The organism is Streptomyces sp. NPDC023838 (assembly GCF_040639555.1).
In the GTDB taxonomy this organism is placed as follows: domain Bacteria; phylum Actinomycetota; class Actinomycetes; order Streptomycetales; family Streptomycetaceae; genus Streptomyces.
Genome location: NZ_JBFAAD010000003.1, coordinates 229,173 through 244,017, shown reverse-complemented (window position 1 = coordinate 244,017; position 14,845 = coordinate 229,173). Strand labels below are relative to the sequence as shown.

Annotated in this window: 15 protein-coding genes; 7 read left to right on the top strand and 8 right to left on the bottom strand. The window is 67.8% G+C overall.

Annotation, left to right across the window (positions count from 1 at the left end; genetic code table 11):
• Positions 1 to 8: 8 nt before the first annotated feature.
• The 4 genes from AB0G17_RS05405 to AB0G17_RS05390 all read right to left on the bottom strand — a co-directional run bounded on the left by AB0G17_RS05405 (position 9) and on the right by AB0G17_RS05390 (position 3,789).
• The gene (locus tag AB0G17_RS05405; protein WP_361375821.1) at positions 9 to 530 is read right to left on the bottom strand and encodes a hypothetical protein; all 522 of its coding nucleotides are present in this window, start codon (positions 528 to 530) and stop codon (positions 9 to 11) included.
• Positions 531 to 638: 108 nt separating this feature from the next.
• Positions 639 to 1,892, bottom strand: coding sequence for an MFS transporter (locus AB0G17_RS05400; RefSeq protein WP_361375818.1), 1,254 nt, complete (start codon positions 1,890 to 1,892; stop codon positions 639 to 641).
• 80 nt (positions 1,893 to 1,972) lie between these two features.
• The gene (locus AB0G17_RS05395; protein ID WP_361375815.1) at positions 1,973 to 3,055 is read right to left on the bottom strand and encodes an inositol-3-phosphate synthase; all 1,083 of its coding nucleotides are present in this window, start codon (positions 3,053 to 3,055) and stop codon (positions 1,973 to 1,975) included.
• Between the two features lie 50 nt (positions 3,056 to 3,105).
• Positions 3,106 to 3,789 carry a PadR family transcriptional regulator gene (locus AB0G17_RS05390; RefSeq protein ID WP_188276669.1) on the bottom strand — a complete coding sequence of 228 codons (684 nt, stop codon included), beginning with the start codon at positions 3,787 to 3,789 and terminating at the stop codon, positions 3,106 to 3,108.
• Positions 3,790 to 4,164: 375 nt separating this feature from the next.
• Between AB0G17_RS05390 and AB0G17_RS05385 the strand changes: the two genes are divergently transcribed.
• The 3 genes from AB0G17_RS05385 (at position 4,165) to AB0G17_RS05375 (ending at position 9,374) form a co-directional block, all read left to right on the top strand.
• Positions 4,165 to 6,849 carry a transglycosylase domain-containing protein gene (locus tag AB0G17_RS05385; RefSeq protein ID WP_361375811.1) on the top strand — a complete coding sequence of 895 codons (2,685 nt, stop codon included), beginning with the start codon at positions 4,165 to 4,167 and terminating at the stop codon, positions 6,847 to 6,849.
• Positions 6,850 to 6,968: 119 nt separating this feature from the next.
• Positions 6,969 to 8,477, top strand: a complete 1,509-nt coding sequence (locus tag AB0G17_RS05380; protein ID WP_361375808.1) for a glycosyltransferase 87 family protein — start codon at positions 6,969 to 6,971, stop codon at positions 8,475 to 8,477.
• Positions 8,478 to 8,514: 37 nt separating this feature from the next.
• Positions 8,515 to 9,374, top strand: a protein-coding gene (locus AB0G17_RS05375) for an IS5 family transposase (RefSeq protein WP_361375805.1) whose coding sequence is annotated in 2 segments (ribosomal slippage) — positions 8,515 to 8,857 and positions 8,857 to 9,374 — 861 coding nt in all. Because the reading frame shifts where the segments join, the coding sequence is not laid out codon by codon here.
• A 15-nt stretch (positions 9,375 to 9,389) separates the two neighbouring features.
• On the opposite strand, the gene AB0G17_RS05370 is transcribed toward AB0G17_RS05375, so the two are convergent.
• From AB0G17_RS05370 to AB0G17_RS05355, 4 genes are all read right to left on the bottom strand, one after another.
• On the bottom strand, positions 9,390 to 9,923 hold the full coding sequence (locus tag AB0G17_RS05370; protein ID WP_361375802.1) for a hypothetical protein: 534 nt from the start codon (positions 9,921 to 9,923) through the stop codon (positions 9,390 to 9,392).
• 173 nt (positions 9,924 to 10,096) lie between these two features.
• Entirely contained in the window at positions 10,097 to 11,128 is a 1,032-nt protein-coding gene (locus AB0G17_RS05365; protein ID WP_361375799.1) for an alanine racemase, read from the bottom strand.
• Positions 11,129 to 11,196: 68 nt separating this feature from the next.
• The gene (locus tag AB0G17_RS05360) at positions 11,197 to 12,315 is read right to left on the bottom strand and encodes a peptidoglycan bridge formation glycyltransferase FemA/FemB family protein (protein WP_361375796.1); all 1,119 of its coding nucleotides are present in this window, start codon (positions 12,313 to 12,315) and stop codon (positions 11,197 to 11,199) included.
• Between the two features lie 124 nt (positions 12,316 to 12,439).
• Complete coding sequence (locus tag AB0G17_RS05355) at positions 12,440 to 12,760, bottom strand: hypothetical protein (RefSeq protein WP_361375793.1); 321 nt, start codon at positions 12,758 to 12,760, stop codon at positions 12,440 to 12,442.
• A gap of 271 nt (positions 12,761 to 13,031) precedes the next feature.
• Here AB0G17_RS05355 and rpsF point away from each other — a divergent pair, with 271 nt between their 5' ends.
• The 4 genes from rpsF to rplI all read left to right on the top strand — a co-directional run bounded on the left by rpsF (position 13,032) and on the right by rplI (position 14,733).
• Positions 13,032 to 13,322, top strand: a complete 291-nt coding sequence (gene rpsF / locus AB0G17_RS05350; RefSeq protein ID WP_067162183.1) for a 30S ribosomal protein S6 — start codon at positions 13,032 to 13,034, stop codon at positions 13,320 to 13,322.
• Positions 13,323 to 13,397: 75 nt separating this feature from the next.
• Positions 13,398 to 13,988 (top strand): single-stranded DNA-binding protein, encoded by a 591-nt coding sequence (locus AB0G17_RS05345; protein ID WP_361375788.1) that lies wholly within the window; start codon positions 13,398 to 13,400, stop codon positions 13,986 to 13,988.
• Between the two features lie 43 nt (positions 13,989 to 14,031).
• Positions 14,032 to 14,268, top strand: a complete 237-nt coding sequence (gene rpsR / locus AB0G17_RS05340) for a 30S ribosomal protein S18 (RefSeq protein ID WP_005315025.1) — start codon at positions 14,032 to 14,034, stop codon at positions 14,266 to 14,268.
• Positions 14,269 to 14,286: 18 nt separating this feature from the next.
• Positions 14,287 to 14,733 (top strand): 50S ribosomal protein L9, encoded by a 447-nt coding sequence (rplI, locus tag AB0G17_RS05335; protein WP_067162187.1) that lies wholly within the window; start codon positions 14,287 to 14,289, stop codon positions 14,731 to 14,733.
• Positions 14,734 to 14,845: the final 112 nt, after the last annotated feature.

The window sequence follows — 14,845 nt, the reverse complement described above, 5'->3', positions numbered from 1 at the left end:
TGCCGCGACTACTTCTTGTAGTCCTCCAGGCAGAGGGTGAACCGCTTGCTGCCGCGCTTCTCGGTGTACTCCGAGTACTTGGTGCGGTCGCAGCCAATGATGTCGTCGTTCTTCTTCTCGACGACCTTGTACTTGGCCTTGGAGTCGCCGCAGTCGACGACCTTCAGCTCCGGGTTGGTCGTGGAGTCGGGGTTGCCGATGCTCATGCAGTCGCCGACCTTGGCGGTGTCGGCGTCATGGCGGCTGGAGTACCAGCCCACGGCTGCGGCGATGACGACGCTCACCGCGACGACGATCCGGACGATCTTCTTGATGTTGCGGCGCGGCGGGGCGGGCGCCGGCGCGTGGGGTATCGGGCCGCCCTGGTTGAAGTAGGGCGACTGCTGCGGCGGGACTCCCGGCTGACCCGGCTGGCCGTACGGCGCGCCTCCCTGCGGCTGCCCGTACGGGGCTGCGCCCTGCGGCTGTCCGTGGGGAGCGTTGGGCTGCGGCGCGTACGGGTTCTGGCCCTGGGGCGGCGGAGTGGACACTTGGGGGTTCCCCCTTGGGAAAAACAGGTGATGTATGACGCCCGTAAGGTAGCGGGCCCGGCTGACATCCCTGCTATCGGTGGGGACTCTGTGGCCCTGATGTGACACTCAGCCGCGCTGAAAGCGGGTCATAAACACCGCTACTGCCGCGTAGATCACAGAGACCGTGACAACCAGAGGTGCCGACTTCCCGTCAGGCGGCAGCATCAGCGCGGCAACTGCGGCGGCGCCGACGAAGGCGACGTTGAAGAGCACGTCGTACAGCGAGAAGATCCGGCCGCGGTAGGAGTCGTCCACCGAGGACTGCACCACGGTGTCCGTGGAGATCTTCGCGCCCTGGGTGACCAGTCCCAGGACGAAGGCCGCGACGAGCACGGGCACGGGCGTGAACGGCAGCCCCAGGGCGGGCTCCAGGACCGCCGCCGTCCCCGCGCACACCGCCATCCATCGATAGGGCCCCAGTCGCGCGACCGCCCCCGGCGTCACCACGGCGGCCGCGAAGAACCCCGCCCCCGAGATGCCCACCGCCAGCCCCAGCAGCGCCAGCCCGTCGGAGGTGCCGTCGGCCCAGGCGTACCGGCAGAGCATCAGCACCAGCACGGTCAGCGCCCCGTAGCAGAAGCGCAGCAGGGTCATCGCGATCAGCACGTGCGCGGCCGTCCGTCGCTCCCGCAAGTGGCGCAGCCCGCCCGCGAGTCCGCGTACCGTCGCGCCGATCGCGGCGCGGATACCGGGCCGGACCGCGTCGGGGTCGGGCCCCAGCAGACCGGGCGGCAGGCGCAGCGACCACAGGGCCGCGCACAGATAGAGGAGCGAGCCGAGCAGCACGGTGGCGGCGTCCGCCGGGAGCACTAGACGTACCCCGAAGGCCAGCCCGCCGCCCGCGGTCGCGGCGAGTGTTCCGGCGGTCGGCGACAGGGAGTTGGCCATCACGAGCCGCTCCTTGTCCACGACCCGGGGCAGCGCGGCCGAGAGCCCCGCCAGGACGAAGCGGTTGACTGCCGTGACGCAGAGCGCGGACGTGTAGAAGAGCGCGTCGGGCGCGGCGGCGAGCAGCAGCAGCGCCGTGCAGCCGGCCAGCAGGGCCCGCAGCAGATTGCCGTACAGAAAGACCTGGCGCCGCTGCCAGCGGTCCAGGAAAACACCCGCGAAAGGGCCGACGACTGAGTAGGGCAGCAGCAGAACGGCCATGGCCGAGGCGATCGCCGTGGGCGAGGTCTGCTTCTCGGGGGAGAAGACGACGTGGGTGGCGAGCGCGACCTGGTAGACGCCGTCCGCCGCCTGGGAGAGCAGTCGTACGGCCAGCAGCTGCCGGAAATTCCTCAGGCGCAGGAGTACGCGCAGATCACGCACGACGGACATGGGTGCAAGCGTCACATACGAAGAGGGCCCCCGCGCCGGCACGGCACAGGGACCCTCAACAGTCGGACGGAAGCCGAGACTTAGCGCTCGACCTCGCCCTTGATGAACTTCTCGACGTTCTCGAAGGCCTCGTCGTCGAAGTACTGCACCGGCGGGGACTTCATGAAGTACGAGGACGCGGAGAGGATCGGGCCGCCGATACCGCGGTCCTTGGCGATCTTCGCGGCGCGCACGGCGTCGATGATGACACCCGCGGAGTTCGGGGAGTCCCACACCTCGAGCTTGTACTCGAGGTTCAGCGGGACGTCACCGAAGGCACGGCCCTCGAGGCGCACGTACGCCCACTTGCGGTCGTCCAGCCAGGCCACGTAGTCCGAGGGGCCGATGTGGACGTTGTTGTCGCCCAGCTCGCGGTCACGGATCTGCGAGGTGACGGCCTGCGTCTTCGAGATCTTCTTGGACTCCAGACGCTCACGCTCGAGCATGTTCTTGAAGTCCATGTTGCCGCCGACGTTCAGCTGCATGGTGCGCTCCAGGCGGACACCGCGGTCCTCGAAGAGCTTTGCCATCACGCGGTGCGTGATGGTGGCGCCGACCTGCGACTTGATGTCGTCACCGACGATCGGCACACCGGCCTCGGTGAACTTGTCCGCCCACTCCTTGGTGCCGGCGATGAAGACCGGGAGGGCGTTGACGAACGCGACCTTGGCGTCGATGGCGCACTGCGCGTAGAACTTCGCGGCGACCTCGGAACCCACGGGGAGGTAGCAGACCAGAACGTCGACCTGCTTGTCCTTGAGGACCTGGACGACGTCGACCGGCGCCTCGGCGGACTCCTCGATGGTCTGGCGGTAGTACTTGCCGAGACCGTCGTGGGTGTGACCACGCTGGACCGTGACGCCCTTGTTCGGGACGTCGCAGATCTTGATGGTGTTGTTCTCGCTCGCACCGATGGCGTCCGCGAGGTCGAGGCCGACCTTCTTGGCGTCCACGTCGAACGCGGCCACGAACTCCACGTCCTTGACGTGGTAGTCGCCGAACTGGACGTGCATCAGACCCGGCACCTTGCCGGCCGGGTCGGCGTCCTTGTAGTACTCGACGCCCTGCACCAGCGAGGCGGCGCAGTTTCCTACGCCGACGATGGCTACGCGAACCGAACCCATTCCGGTTGCTCCCTGTGTGTTCTCGACGAAGTCCTGCGGACGCAGGGCCTTCAGTTGGCGGTGTCCTCGGACGGATCCGGCCGGGTGCTGTCCCGATGCCGGGGCAGGCCGCCCGTCTCTCCTGATGTGTGGTCCTGCTGAGCGGAGCCGGTGGCTGGGCCGGATCGCTGATCCCGCCCCGCCCGCTCGCTCTCGATGAGCTCGTTCAGCCAGCGCACTTCGCGCTCCACGGACTCCATGCCGTGACGCTGCAGCTCAAGGGTGTAGTCGTCCAGGCGCTCGCGCGTACGGGCCAGGGAGGCGCGCATCTTCTCGAGGCGCTCCTCCAGCCGGCTGCGACGACCTTCCAGCACGCGCATCCGCACCTCGCGCTCCGTCTGCCCGAAAAAGGCGAAACGTGCCGCGAAGTGCTCGTCCTCCCAGGTATCGGGCCCGGTGTGGGAGAGCAGTTCTTCGAAATGCTCCTTCCCTTCGGCCGTCAACCGGTAGACGATCTTGGCCCGGCGCCCTGCGAGTGAAGCAGCGAGAGCGTCCTCGGGAGCGCTGCCCGGTTCCTCGATCAACCAGCCGCTCGCGACCAGCGTCTTGAGGCAGGGGTAAAGGGTCCCGTAACTGAAGGCCCGGAAGATCCCCAGTGAGGTGTTGAGCCGCTTGCGCAGCTCGTACCCGTGCATCGGGGCCTCGCGAAGCAGGCCGAGTACGGCGAATTCGAGGATGCCGGAGCGTCTGCTCAACCTTCGCCTCCTCTGCTGCTGCGGACCTTTATGCCGTGCTGATGTATCGACTCGATACATCCTGACGATAGAACGGTGTCGCCTCTGCGACAAGAGGGACCATCGTGAACGGCGTCACATCGGCAATTCATGGGATGCAACTTGCCTGATTTGGGGTGAACTTCGCCCCCTGGCTGGTTTTGACCGTGCGTAGTCTGTGCGGCATGCAGACCACCGGGAGCCGAGTGACGTCAGGGGGCGTCGGCGCGTACCGCGCCATCGGCATACCGGGCGCACGGCGGACGAGCTCGTCGCAGGGCTGGTCCGTCTGTCGGGGGGACCGGAACTCACCAGTCGCTTTCAGGCGCTCTCGCCTGCCCGAGGAGTAGTCGTTCGATGAGCGAGCACCGTCGCAAACCGTCGGAGTCGCAGGGTGGGGGCCGGGCCGCGGCCCGACGGGCTGCCCAGCAGCCGTCCGGCCGCCGCGCGGCCCCCGCCCGGGACTCCGTCACGGATTCGCCTTCCGGCTCTTACGGAGAGTCACGGTCGGCCGGTGGGCGCGCCGAGGCGCGGCGAGCGGCCCAGCGGGGCGGACGCAGACGAGGGGCCGAACCCGGCGGCGGCCCGGCGGGTCCGGGCGGGCGCCGCGGCGGGACGGGCCCGGGCGACCGGCGGCCCGGCAAGAAGCGTTTCATCGACTACCCGCGCTTCAACAAGCGCGGGTGGCGGCGCTGGATGCCGTCCTGGAAGCTCGTCAGCGGGCTCTGCCTGGGCTTCCTCAGCACGCTGGTGATCGCGATCGGCATCGCCTACTGGATGGTGAGCGTTCCGAACGTGGCCCAGGCGGCCCAGGCCGAGAACAACGTCTACTACTGGGCCGACGGCTCCCAGATGGTCGCGACCGGCGGTGAGGTCAACCGCCAGATCATCGCGTACGAGAAGATCCCCGCGGCCATGCGGTACGCGGTGATCTCGGCGGAGAACAAGACCTTCGAGACCGACTCCGGCGTCGACCCCCAGGGCATCGCGCGCGCCCTGGTGAACATGGCCAAGGGCGGCCACACACAGGGTGGCTCCACGATCACCCAGCAGTACGTGAAGAACGCCCGGCTCGACGACCAGTCGCAGACACTGACCCGTAAGTTCAAAGAGCTCTTCATCTCCATCAAGGTCGGCGCGACCAAGAAGAAGAGCGAGATCATGGCGGGCTATCTGAACACCGCCTACTACGGGCGCGGCGCCTACGGTCTGCAGGCCGCGGCCCGCACGTACTACAGCAAGGACGCCAAGGACCTCGATCCCAGCCAGTGCGCCTTCCTCGCCTCGCTGCTCAAGGGCGCCACCTACTTCGACCCGGCCGGCGCCACGGAGATTGACCCGGCGGCCACGCCGCAGCAGAACACCAAGAACGCCATGAACCGGTGGGCCTGGATCCTGGACGAGGAAGTGAAGGACGGGCACCTGCCCGCGGCGGAGCGCGCCAAGTACAAGACCTTCCCGATGCCGGACAAGCCCAAGAAGAACGCGCAGCTCAGCGGGCAGATCGGCTATCTGGTCAGTCTGTCGAAGGCGTACTTCGTGAACAACAACAACCAGGGCATCACCGCCGGTGACCTGGACAAGGGCGGCTACGAGATCCACACGACCTTCGACAAGAAGAAGGTCCAGGCGCTCGAAGACGTGGTGAAGAAGGTCCGCAAGAAGAACATCGACCCGAAGAAGCGCCCGAAGTACGACACGTTCGTCCAGTTCGGCGCAGCCTCGGTGGATACCAAGAGCGGTGCCATCAAGGCGCTCTACGGTGGCGAGGACGCGACCAAGCACTTCACCAACAACGCCGACCAGACCGGTGCGCAGGTCGGCTCGACCTTCAAGCCGTTCGTGCTGGCCGCCGCCATGGAGTACGGAAAGCGCAACCCGAAGCTCCCCGCCGACCAGCCTCAGGAGGAGCGGACCCCGGTCTCCCCGAAGAGCATCTACAGCGGCATGAACAAGCTGAAGATCAAGAAGTACGACGGGAGCGTGTGGACCGACCAGAAGGGCGGCCAGTGGCTCCAGACCAACGACGGCAACGAGTCCTACAACCCGCCCAGCTACGCCATCGACCTGCGGTACGCGATGCAGGAGTCGGCGAACACGCCCTACGTCCAGCTCGGCATGGACGTCGGCACGGACAAGGTGAAGGACATCGCCCTCGCCGCGGGGCTGCGCAAGGACAGTCTGGCCTCGTCGAGCGTGCCGTCGTTCTCCATCGGCACCTCCTCCCCCAGCGCGATCCGCATGGCCGGCGCGTACGCCACCTTCGCCACCAGCGGGATGCACCACGACCCGTACTCGGTCGAGAAGGTCAACAAGCGCGGCCGGGTCGTCTACCAGCACGATGACAAGGCGACCCGCGCCTTCTCGGCCGCGGTCGCGGACAACGTGACGGACGTCCTGAAGAACGTCGTGGAGAAGGGCACCGGCACCAACGCCAAGCTCAGCGGCCGTGATGTGGCGGGCAAGACCGGTACCACCGACGGCAACCGTTCCGCCTGGTTCGTCGGCTACACGCCGCAGCTGTCGACCGCCGTGAGCATGTACCGTCTCGACGACAACGAGACGAACAAGAAGCGTGAGTTCCTGAAGATGTTCGGGACCGGCGGCCAGGAGAAGATCCACGGCGCGTCGTTCCCGTCGACCATCTGGCACGACTACATGGACCAGGCGCTGAACGGCATCCCGGCCGTCGACTTCCCGACGCCGGAGCCGATCGGCGACAAGGTGTTCGGTGGCGGCATGTCGCCCAGCCCGACCCCCTCCCCGACGCCCTCGGATTCGCCCTCGCCTTCCGGGAGCCCCTCGCCGACCCCGTCACTCACGCCGTCGCCGTCCCCGAAGCCCAGCAAGACCTGTGGCAAGTGGGACTGGAACTGCGGTGGTCCCGGCGGCGGCTCCGGTGGCCCCGGAGGCACGGACGCGGGCGCCGACCAGGGCACCACCGCCGGGGACATCAGCGGCCCCAGCGGCAGTCCGTCACCCAGTAAGTCCAAACCGGGCAGCGGCCCCCAGGGAAATATCTTCGGGGGCCCGAACGGCTAGCGGGCCCGGCGCACGCGGCTGAATGTCAGGGGCGGTGTTTCACGTGAAACCAGCGATGTGTTTCACGTGAAACATCGCCCCTCGGCATTTCCACAGAGGTGTACGGCAGGATGTGCGGCATGACGAGCGAGACCAGTGCCCGCGCGTACGAGGACCGGCGCGGGGAGCCCGCCGAACCCGTCGTACGGCCCACGGAGCAGGACGAGGTCGCCGCGGCCGGTAGCGAGCTGCTGGGCGGCCCTATGGGCCGCTGGGCGACGGGGGCAGGCCACTGGCTCGCCCCTGTCCGGGTGATCGCCCTTATCGCGATCGGCATGTTCGCCCTCGGGATGGCACAGAAGGCTCCCTGCTACGAATGGGCCTGGTTCCGGGGCGTGAACTCCCAGTACACCCACGCCTGCTACTCCGACATCCCCCACCTGTACGTGGGCCGGGGCTTCGCCGACGATCTCGTGCCGTACTTCGACCGGCTGAGCGGCGACATGGACTACCTCGAATATCCCGTCCTGACGGGACTCTTCATGGAGGTGGCCTCCTGGCTGACGCCCAGCGGCGGCGGCATGCAGCACCGCGAGCAGATGTACTGGATGGTCAACGCGGGGATGCTGATGGTCTGCACGGCCGTCATCGCCGTCTGTGTCGCGCGGACACACCGCCGCCGCCCCTGGGACGCCCTGCTGGTCGCCCTGGCGCCCGCCTTCGCGCTCACCGCGACGATCAACTGGGACCTCTTCGCCATCGCGCTGACGGCCGCCGCCATGCTGATGTGGTCCCGTAGCCGCCCACTGGCCTTCGGCATCCTCATCGGGCTCGCGACGGCCGCCAAGCTCTATCCCGTCCTGCTCCTCGGGCCACTGCTGTTCCTGTGCTGGCGGGCCGGCAAGTGGCGGGAGTACGCGGTGGCCGTCTTCGGCGCGGCGGGCGCCTGGTTGGCGGTGAACGTGCCGGTGATGCTGCTCGCACCCGAGGGCTGGAAGAAGTTCTATACGTTCAGCCAGGAGCGGTCGGTCGACTTCGGCTCGTTCTGGCTGATCATCTCGCAGCGCACCGGCAAGTCCCTGGACGTCGAGATGGTGAACAACGTGGCGACGCTGCTGATGGTGCTGCTGTGCGCGGGTATCGCGGCGCTGACGCTCACCGCGCCGCGCCGGCCGCGCTTCGCGCAGCTTGCCTTCCTGGTGGTCGCCGCCTTCATTCTGACCAACAAGGTCTACTCGCCGCAGTACGTGCTGTGGCTGATCCCGCTCGCCGCGCTGGCCAGGCCGCGCTGGCGGGACTTCTTGATCTGGCAGGCCGGGGAAGTCGTCTACTTCTTCGGGATCTGGATGTACCTCGCGTACACGATGAGCGGCGAGAATCACCAGGGACTGCCGCCGGAGGGCTACCAACTGGCCATCGCCGCCCACCTGCTGTCGACGCTCTACCTGTGCGCGGTGATCGTGCGGGACATCATGATGCCCGAGCGGGACGTGCTCCGGCGCGACGGCTCGGACGACCCGTCCGGTGGTGTTCTCGACGGGGCCAGGGACGTGTTCGTCCTGGGGCAGGCGGCGCATCCGCCCCGGCACGCGGCTCCCTTCGTGGAAGGTCCCCGAGTGGAGTGGGGCACGCGGCAGCCGGGCACCTAGAGCGTGTCTCTTTGATCGGTTGGTCAGTTGATCGGATGTGCCCGTCCGGTTAGTGATCACTGATGCGATGTGGGACCGGATCGAGCCGCTGATGCCGGCCGATCCGGTCCGCGGTCGGCGATGGGCCGATCACCGCCGAACCCTGGAGGCCATCGCGTGGAAGTACCGCACCTGCTCGCCCTGGCGGGATCTGCCGGACGAGCTCGGCTCGTTCCAGACCGCCCACAAACGGCTGATCAGGTGGGCTGTGGACGGCACCTGGGAACGCATCCTTGCCGCGGTCCTGGCAGTGGCCGAGGATGCTGACGACATCGGCTGGACCGTGTCGGTGGACTCCACCGTTTGCCGGGATCACCAGCATTCTGTCGGAGCCAGGAAAAAGGGGCTCCAGGCCGGGCAGAACCCGACGACCATGCGCTCGGACGTTCCCGCGGCGGCCTGAGCACGAAGGTCCACCTCGCCAGCGACGGCCATGCACGACCCCTGGCCCTGCATGTCACCGCGGGCCAGGCGGGCGACGCACCGGCATTCGAGACCGTCATGGCGGGCATCCGTGTTCCGCGAAGCGGGCCCGGAAGACCGAGGACTCGACCCGATGCCGTCCCGGCGGACCGCGCGTACTCATCCCGCGCGATCCGGAATCACCTCCGCCGACGCGGGATCCGTGCTGTCATCCCCCAGCCCTCCGACCAGGTCGGCCACCGTCTGAGGCGCGGCCGTACCGGAGGCCGCCCACCCGCCTTCGACGCCGAGGCGTACAAGCAGCGCAACGCGGTCGAGCGGTGCATCAACCGGCTCAAACAGTGGCGCGGGCTGGCCATGCGAACGGACAAGCTCGCGATTGCCTACCAGGCCGCACTCCACCTCGCGGCCATCCTCATCTGGGCCCGCAGATGACCCACAGGAGAAGCTCTAGGACTGGTCGTCGGAGTCGAGGGCGTGTTCTTTGAGGAATGCGCCCGCGTGGGCTGCTGCCTCTTCTGCGGTCGCGTACGGCGCCCGCTCGGCGACCGTGCCGGATGCTCCATCAGCGCCTCGCCCAGTCCAGCCCCAACCACCTGAAGGCGACTGCACCAGCTCGGCAGTCCCTCCGAACAGCGCAAGCGCGCCCGCTGTCGCGGGTGCCGGGCGGCTGACGGCATCGGGCCATTTCTTGCGGGCGCCCTGGCGAGTGATACCCCAGACAGCTCCCAACTGCTCATAACTCGCGCCGTAGGAGCCGGCGGTCACTGCCGCCCGCTCCGTGAGCCGCTTGACCTCGCCATCCATCACCTTCCACGCGGCCAGGACGGACAGCGCCACTTCGACGGGGCTCGCATCCCACATACGGTCAGCGGACAACCCGGTCTCCCGGGAGCGGATGGCCAAGGCCAGGGGGCTCAAGGCGTCGTACAGGGCCTTGTCGAGCTCTGCCTGCTCTTCTGGGGTGATCTCAGAGGCCGTCATGCGACAACTGTAGTTACCGAAGCCGTCAATGTAAACTAAAGTTTGCGCACCGTATCGGTTGTCACCGCATCAGAGAGACAGGCCCTAGACCCCTGCACGGCAGGGAAGTGACGCGAAAGGGCCCCCGCGGGTGGCGGGGGCCCTTCGTCATGTCCGGACAGTGACGCTGTCGCCTAGCGGTCGACCAAGCGGTCGAACTGCGTCGTGGTGTGCCGCAGATGAGCCACCAGCTCGTCACCCACGCGCGGCTCCTGGGAGTCCGACGGGACGAAGAGGATCGACACCTGCATGTGCGGCGGCTCGGCGAACCAGCGCTGCTTGCCGTCCCAGACGAACGGCGAAAGATTGCGGTTGACGGTCGCGAGACCGGCCCGCGCGACGCCCTTGGCGCGCGGCATCACCCCGTGCAGCGCCTTGGGAGCCTCCAGGCCGACGCCGTGAGAGGTGCCGCCGGCGACCACGACCAGCCAGCCGTCGGATGCGGCCTTCTGCTGGCGGTAGCCGAAGCGGTCCCCCTTCGCGACCCGGGTGACGTCCAGGACGGCGCCCCGGTACTCGGTCGCGTCGTGGTCGCCGAGCCACAGCCGCGTGCCGATGCGGGCGCGGAAGCGGGTCTGCGGGAACTGCTGCTGCAGCCGCGCCTGCTCCTCGGCCCGCAGATGGCTGACGAACATGGTGTGCAGCGGCAGCCGGGCCGCGCGCAGCCGGTCCATCCAGCCGATGACCTCCTCGACCGCGTCCGAGCCGTCGGTGCGGTCGAGCGGGAGGTGCAGGGCGAAGCCCTCCAGGCGTACGTCCTCGATGGCGGCGTGGAGCAGGCCGAGCTCCTCCTCCTTGATGCCGTGCCGCTTCATCGAACTCATGCACTCGATGACCACCCGCGCGCCGACCAGGGCGTGCACCCCGTCAACGGACGAGACGGAGCGGATGACGCGGTCCGGCAGCGGCACCGGCTCCTCGCTCCGGCGGAACGGCGTGAGCACCAGCAGGTCCCCGCCGAACCAGTCCTTGATGCGGGCCGCCTCGTAGGTGGTGCCGACCGCCAGGATGTCCGAGCCGAAGCGGTTCACCTCCTCGGCCAGCCGCTCGTGGCCGAAGCCGTAGCCGTTGCCCTTGCAGACCGGGACGATGCCCGGGAACTGGTCGACCACGGACTTCTGGTGCGCCCGCCAGCGCGCGGTGTCGACGTACAGGGAGAGCGCCATGGCCGGATCCGGAACCTTTCTGGTGGCTGCGGTGTATCAGAGGTACGAGAGACGAGGTTACGCAACCATCAGCGCCTCGACATGTAGATGTCGAGAGCCTTGTGCAGCAGCTTGTTGAGCGGGAAGTCCCACTCGCCGACGTACTCGACGGCCTCGCCGCCGGTGCCCACCTTGAACTGGATGAGACCGAAGAGGTGGTCGGTCTCGTCGAGCGAGTCGGAGATGCCGCGCAGGTCGTAGACGGTCGCGCCGATGGCGTACGCATCGCGCAGCATCCGCCACTGCATCGCGTTCGAGGGCCGGACCTCACGGCCGATGTTGTCGGAGGCGCCGTAGGAGTACCAGACGTGCCCCCCGACGACGAGCATCGTGGCCGCCGACAGGTTCACGCCGTTGTGCCGGGCGAAGTAGAGCCGCATCCGGTTGGGGTCCTCGTTGTTGAGGACCGTCCACATGCGCTGGAAGTACGAGAGCGGGCGCGGCCGGAAGTGGTCACGGACAGCGGTGATCTCGTACAGCCGCTGCCACTCGGCCAGGTCCTGGTAGCCGCCCTGGACGACCTCGACACCGGCCTTCTCGGCCTTCTTGATGTTGCGGCGCCACAGCTGGTTGAAGCCCTTGAGGACATCGTCGAGCGAGCGGTTGGCGAGCGGCACCTGGAAGACGTAGCGCGGCTGCACATCGCCGAAGCCCGCGCCGCCGTCCTCGCCCTGCTGCCAGCCCATCTTGCGCAGCCGGTCGGCGACTTCGAAGGCGCGCGGCTCGATGTGGGTGGCCTCGACGTCCCGCAGACGCTTGACGTCCGGGTCCTGGATGCCGGACTTGATGGCGGCGGAGTCCCAGCGCCGGATGACGACCGGCGGGCCCATCTTCACCGAGAAGGCGCCCTGGTGCTTGAGGTGCGCCAGCATCGGCTGGAGCCACTCGTCGAGGTTCGGGGCGTACCAGTTGATGACCGGGCCCTCGGGGAGGTACGCGAGATAGCGCTTGATCTTCGGCAGCTGGCGGTAGAGCACCAGACCGGCGCCGACCATCTGGCCGTTCTTGTCGAACCACCCGAGGTTCTCCGAGCGCCACTCGGTCTTCACATCAGCCCACGCCGGGACCTGGCAGTGGCTCGCCGCGGGCAGGCTCTGGATGTACGCCAGATGCTGCTCTCGGCTGATGGTCCTCAGGGTCAGGCTCATGCGGGGCGCTCCTCGGCAGGTGTGTCCCCATGGGTACAGGGGCTCCGGCTCTCGCGCCGAAGCCTACTGCTCCCGGGGAGCGCCCCGGATGGCTGTACGCACCCTGCGTCGGTGTGGGGTGCTCTCAGCCGCCGACCACACCGCCGAAGAGACCGCCGTGCGCCATGCCCAGGAAGAAGCCCACCGCGGAGGCGCCGAGCCCAAGGATCAGCAGGAACCGCTCGCGGGTGGTCTCCGAGATGAACTGTCCGTACGCACCGGTGAGGATCCCCACGAGGCCGGCCCACGAGCTGACCAGGTGCAGGTTGTGGAAGAACGCGGTGATGAAGGCCAGCGCCCCCAGGGCCACGGTCACCGCCATGAAGGCGTCCTGAAGGGGATGGGGCTTGCCGTCGGTGGCGAAGAGGGAGACGACGGACGAGTTCGATCGCATTGCCTGTGCCATGGGGCACCTCCTGGCGGAAGCGGAACGCGGCGAAGGGTAGCGCCACGCACACCCGATGTGTACAGATTCTGCCCCTTGGTCGCCGGATTTCAACCGGAAGCGGGTGTGCAGGTACTCTGTACGGTCTGCACCGGTGTCTGCCCTGGCCAGGACGCGGTCCCCCTCTTTCGGAGCGGGATTGTCAGTGGCGGCGGATACCGTTGCTTACGCATCACGACCCTCCTGCCACGGAACGACCGTGGCCGCTGAGTCCAAAGGAGGTGGGTTCCACATGCGTCACTACGAGGTGATGGTCATCCTCGACCCCGATCTGGAGGAGCGCGCTGTCTCTCCCCTGATCGAGAACTTCCTCTCCGTCGTCCGTGAGGGCAACGGAAAGGTCGAGAAGGTCGACACCTGGGGCCGTCGTCGTCTCTCCTACGAGATCAAGAAGAAGCCCGAGGGCATCTACACGGTCATCGACCTCCAGGCCGAGCCTGCGGTCGTCAAGGAGCTCGACCGTCAGATGAACCTGAACGAGTCGGTCCTCCGGACCAAGGTCCTCCGCCCCGAGACCCACTGAGCTTCGGCTCAGAAGTCATCGGGTTCCGAGTAGCAACACAGCAGCCAGCAGCAATCCCCGCCGAGAGGTTCACCCATGGCAGGCGAGACCGTCATCACGGTCGTCGGCAATCTCGTCGACGACCCCGAGCTGCGCTTCACCCCGTCCGGTGCGGCCGTCGCGAAGTTCCGTGTCGCGTCGACTCCCCGCACCTTCGACCGTCAGACCAATGAGTGGAAGGACGGCGAGAGCCTGTTCCTGACCTGCTCGGTCTGGCGTCAGGCGGCGGAGAACGTCGCCGAGTCGCTTCAGCGAGGCATGCGCGTCGTCGTGCAGGGCCGGCTGAAGCAGCGGTCCTATGAGGACCGCGAGGGCGTCAAGCGCACGGTCTACGAGCTGGACGTCGAGGAAGTCGGCCCCAGCCTCAAGAGCGCCACGGCCAAGGTCACCAAGACCACCGGTCGAGGCGGCCAGGGTGGCTACGGCGGCGGCGGTCAGCAGCAGGGCGGCGGCAACTGGGGCGGAGCTCCCAGCGGTGGCCCGCAGGGCGGCGGCGCTCCCGCCGACGACCCCTGGGCCTCCAGCGCGCCGGCCGGCGGCGGCCAGCAGCAGGGTGGCGGCGGTGGCGGCTGGGGCGGAAGCTCCGGCAGCTCCGGCGGCGGCTACTCGGACGAGCCGCCCTTCTAGGGCAGCCCGTACCCCCACTTCTTGATCACACAGGAGAAACACCATGGCGAAGCCGCCTGTGCGCAAGCCTAAGAAGAAGGTCTGCGCTTTCTGCAAGGACAAGACCGCTTACGTGGACTACAAGGACACGAACATGCTGCGGAAGTTCATTTCCGACCGCGGCAAGATCCGTGCCCGCCGCGTGACCGGCAACTGCACGCAGCACCAGCGTGACGTCGCCACGGCCGTCAAGAACAGCCGTGAGATGGCGCTGCTGCCCTACACGTCCACCGCGCGATAAGGGAAGGGTGACCGAAAAATGAAGATCATCCTCACCCACGAGGTCTCTGGCCTCGGTGCCGCTGGCGACGTCGTCGACGTCAAGGACGGCTACGCTCGCAACTACCTGGTCCCGCGTGGTTTCGCGATCCGCTGGACCAAGGGCGGCGAGAAGGACGTCGAGCAGATCCGTCGCGCTCGCAAGATCCACGAGATCGCCACCATCGAGCAGGCCAACGAGATCAAGGCCCGCCTCGAGGGCGTGAAGGTGCGTCTGGCTGTTCGCTCCGGCGACGCCGGCCGTCTCTTCGGCTCCGTCACCCAGGCCGACGTCGCTGCGGCGATCAAGGCTGCCGGTGGCCCGGACGTGGACAAGCGTCGCGTCGAGCTCGGCTCGCCGATCAAGACCCTGGGCGCGCACCAGGTGTCCGTGCGTCTGCACGCCGAGGTTGCCGCGAAGGTTGGCGTCGAGGTCGTCGCCGCCTAAGCGCAGCGCTCAGCAGAGCATAAGAAGGGCCGCACCCTCTGGGGTGCGGCCCTTTGCCATGGGCGGCGCGCGCGATGTTTCACGTGAAACGCCGTCGCTTCGAGCGCCGTGT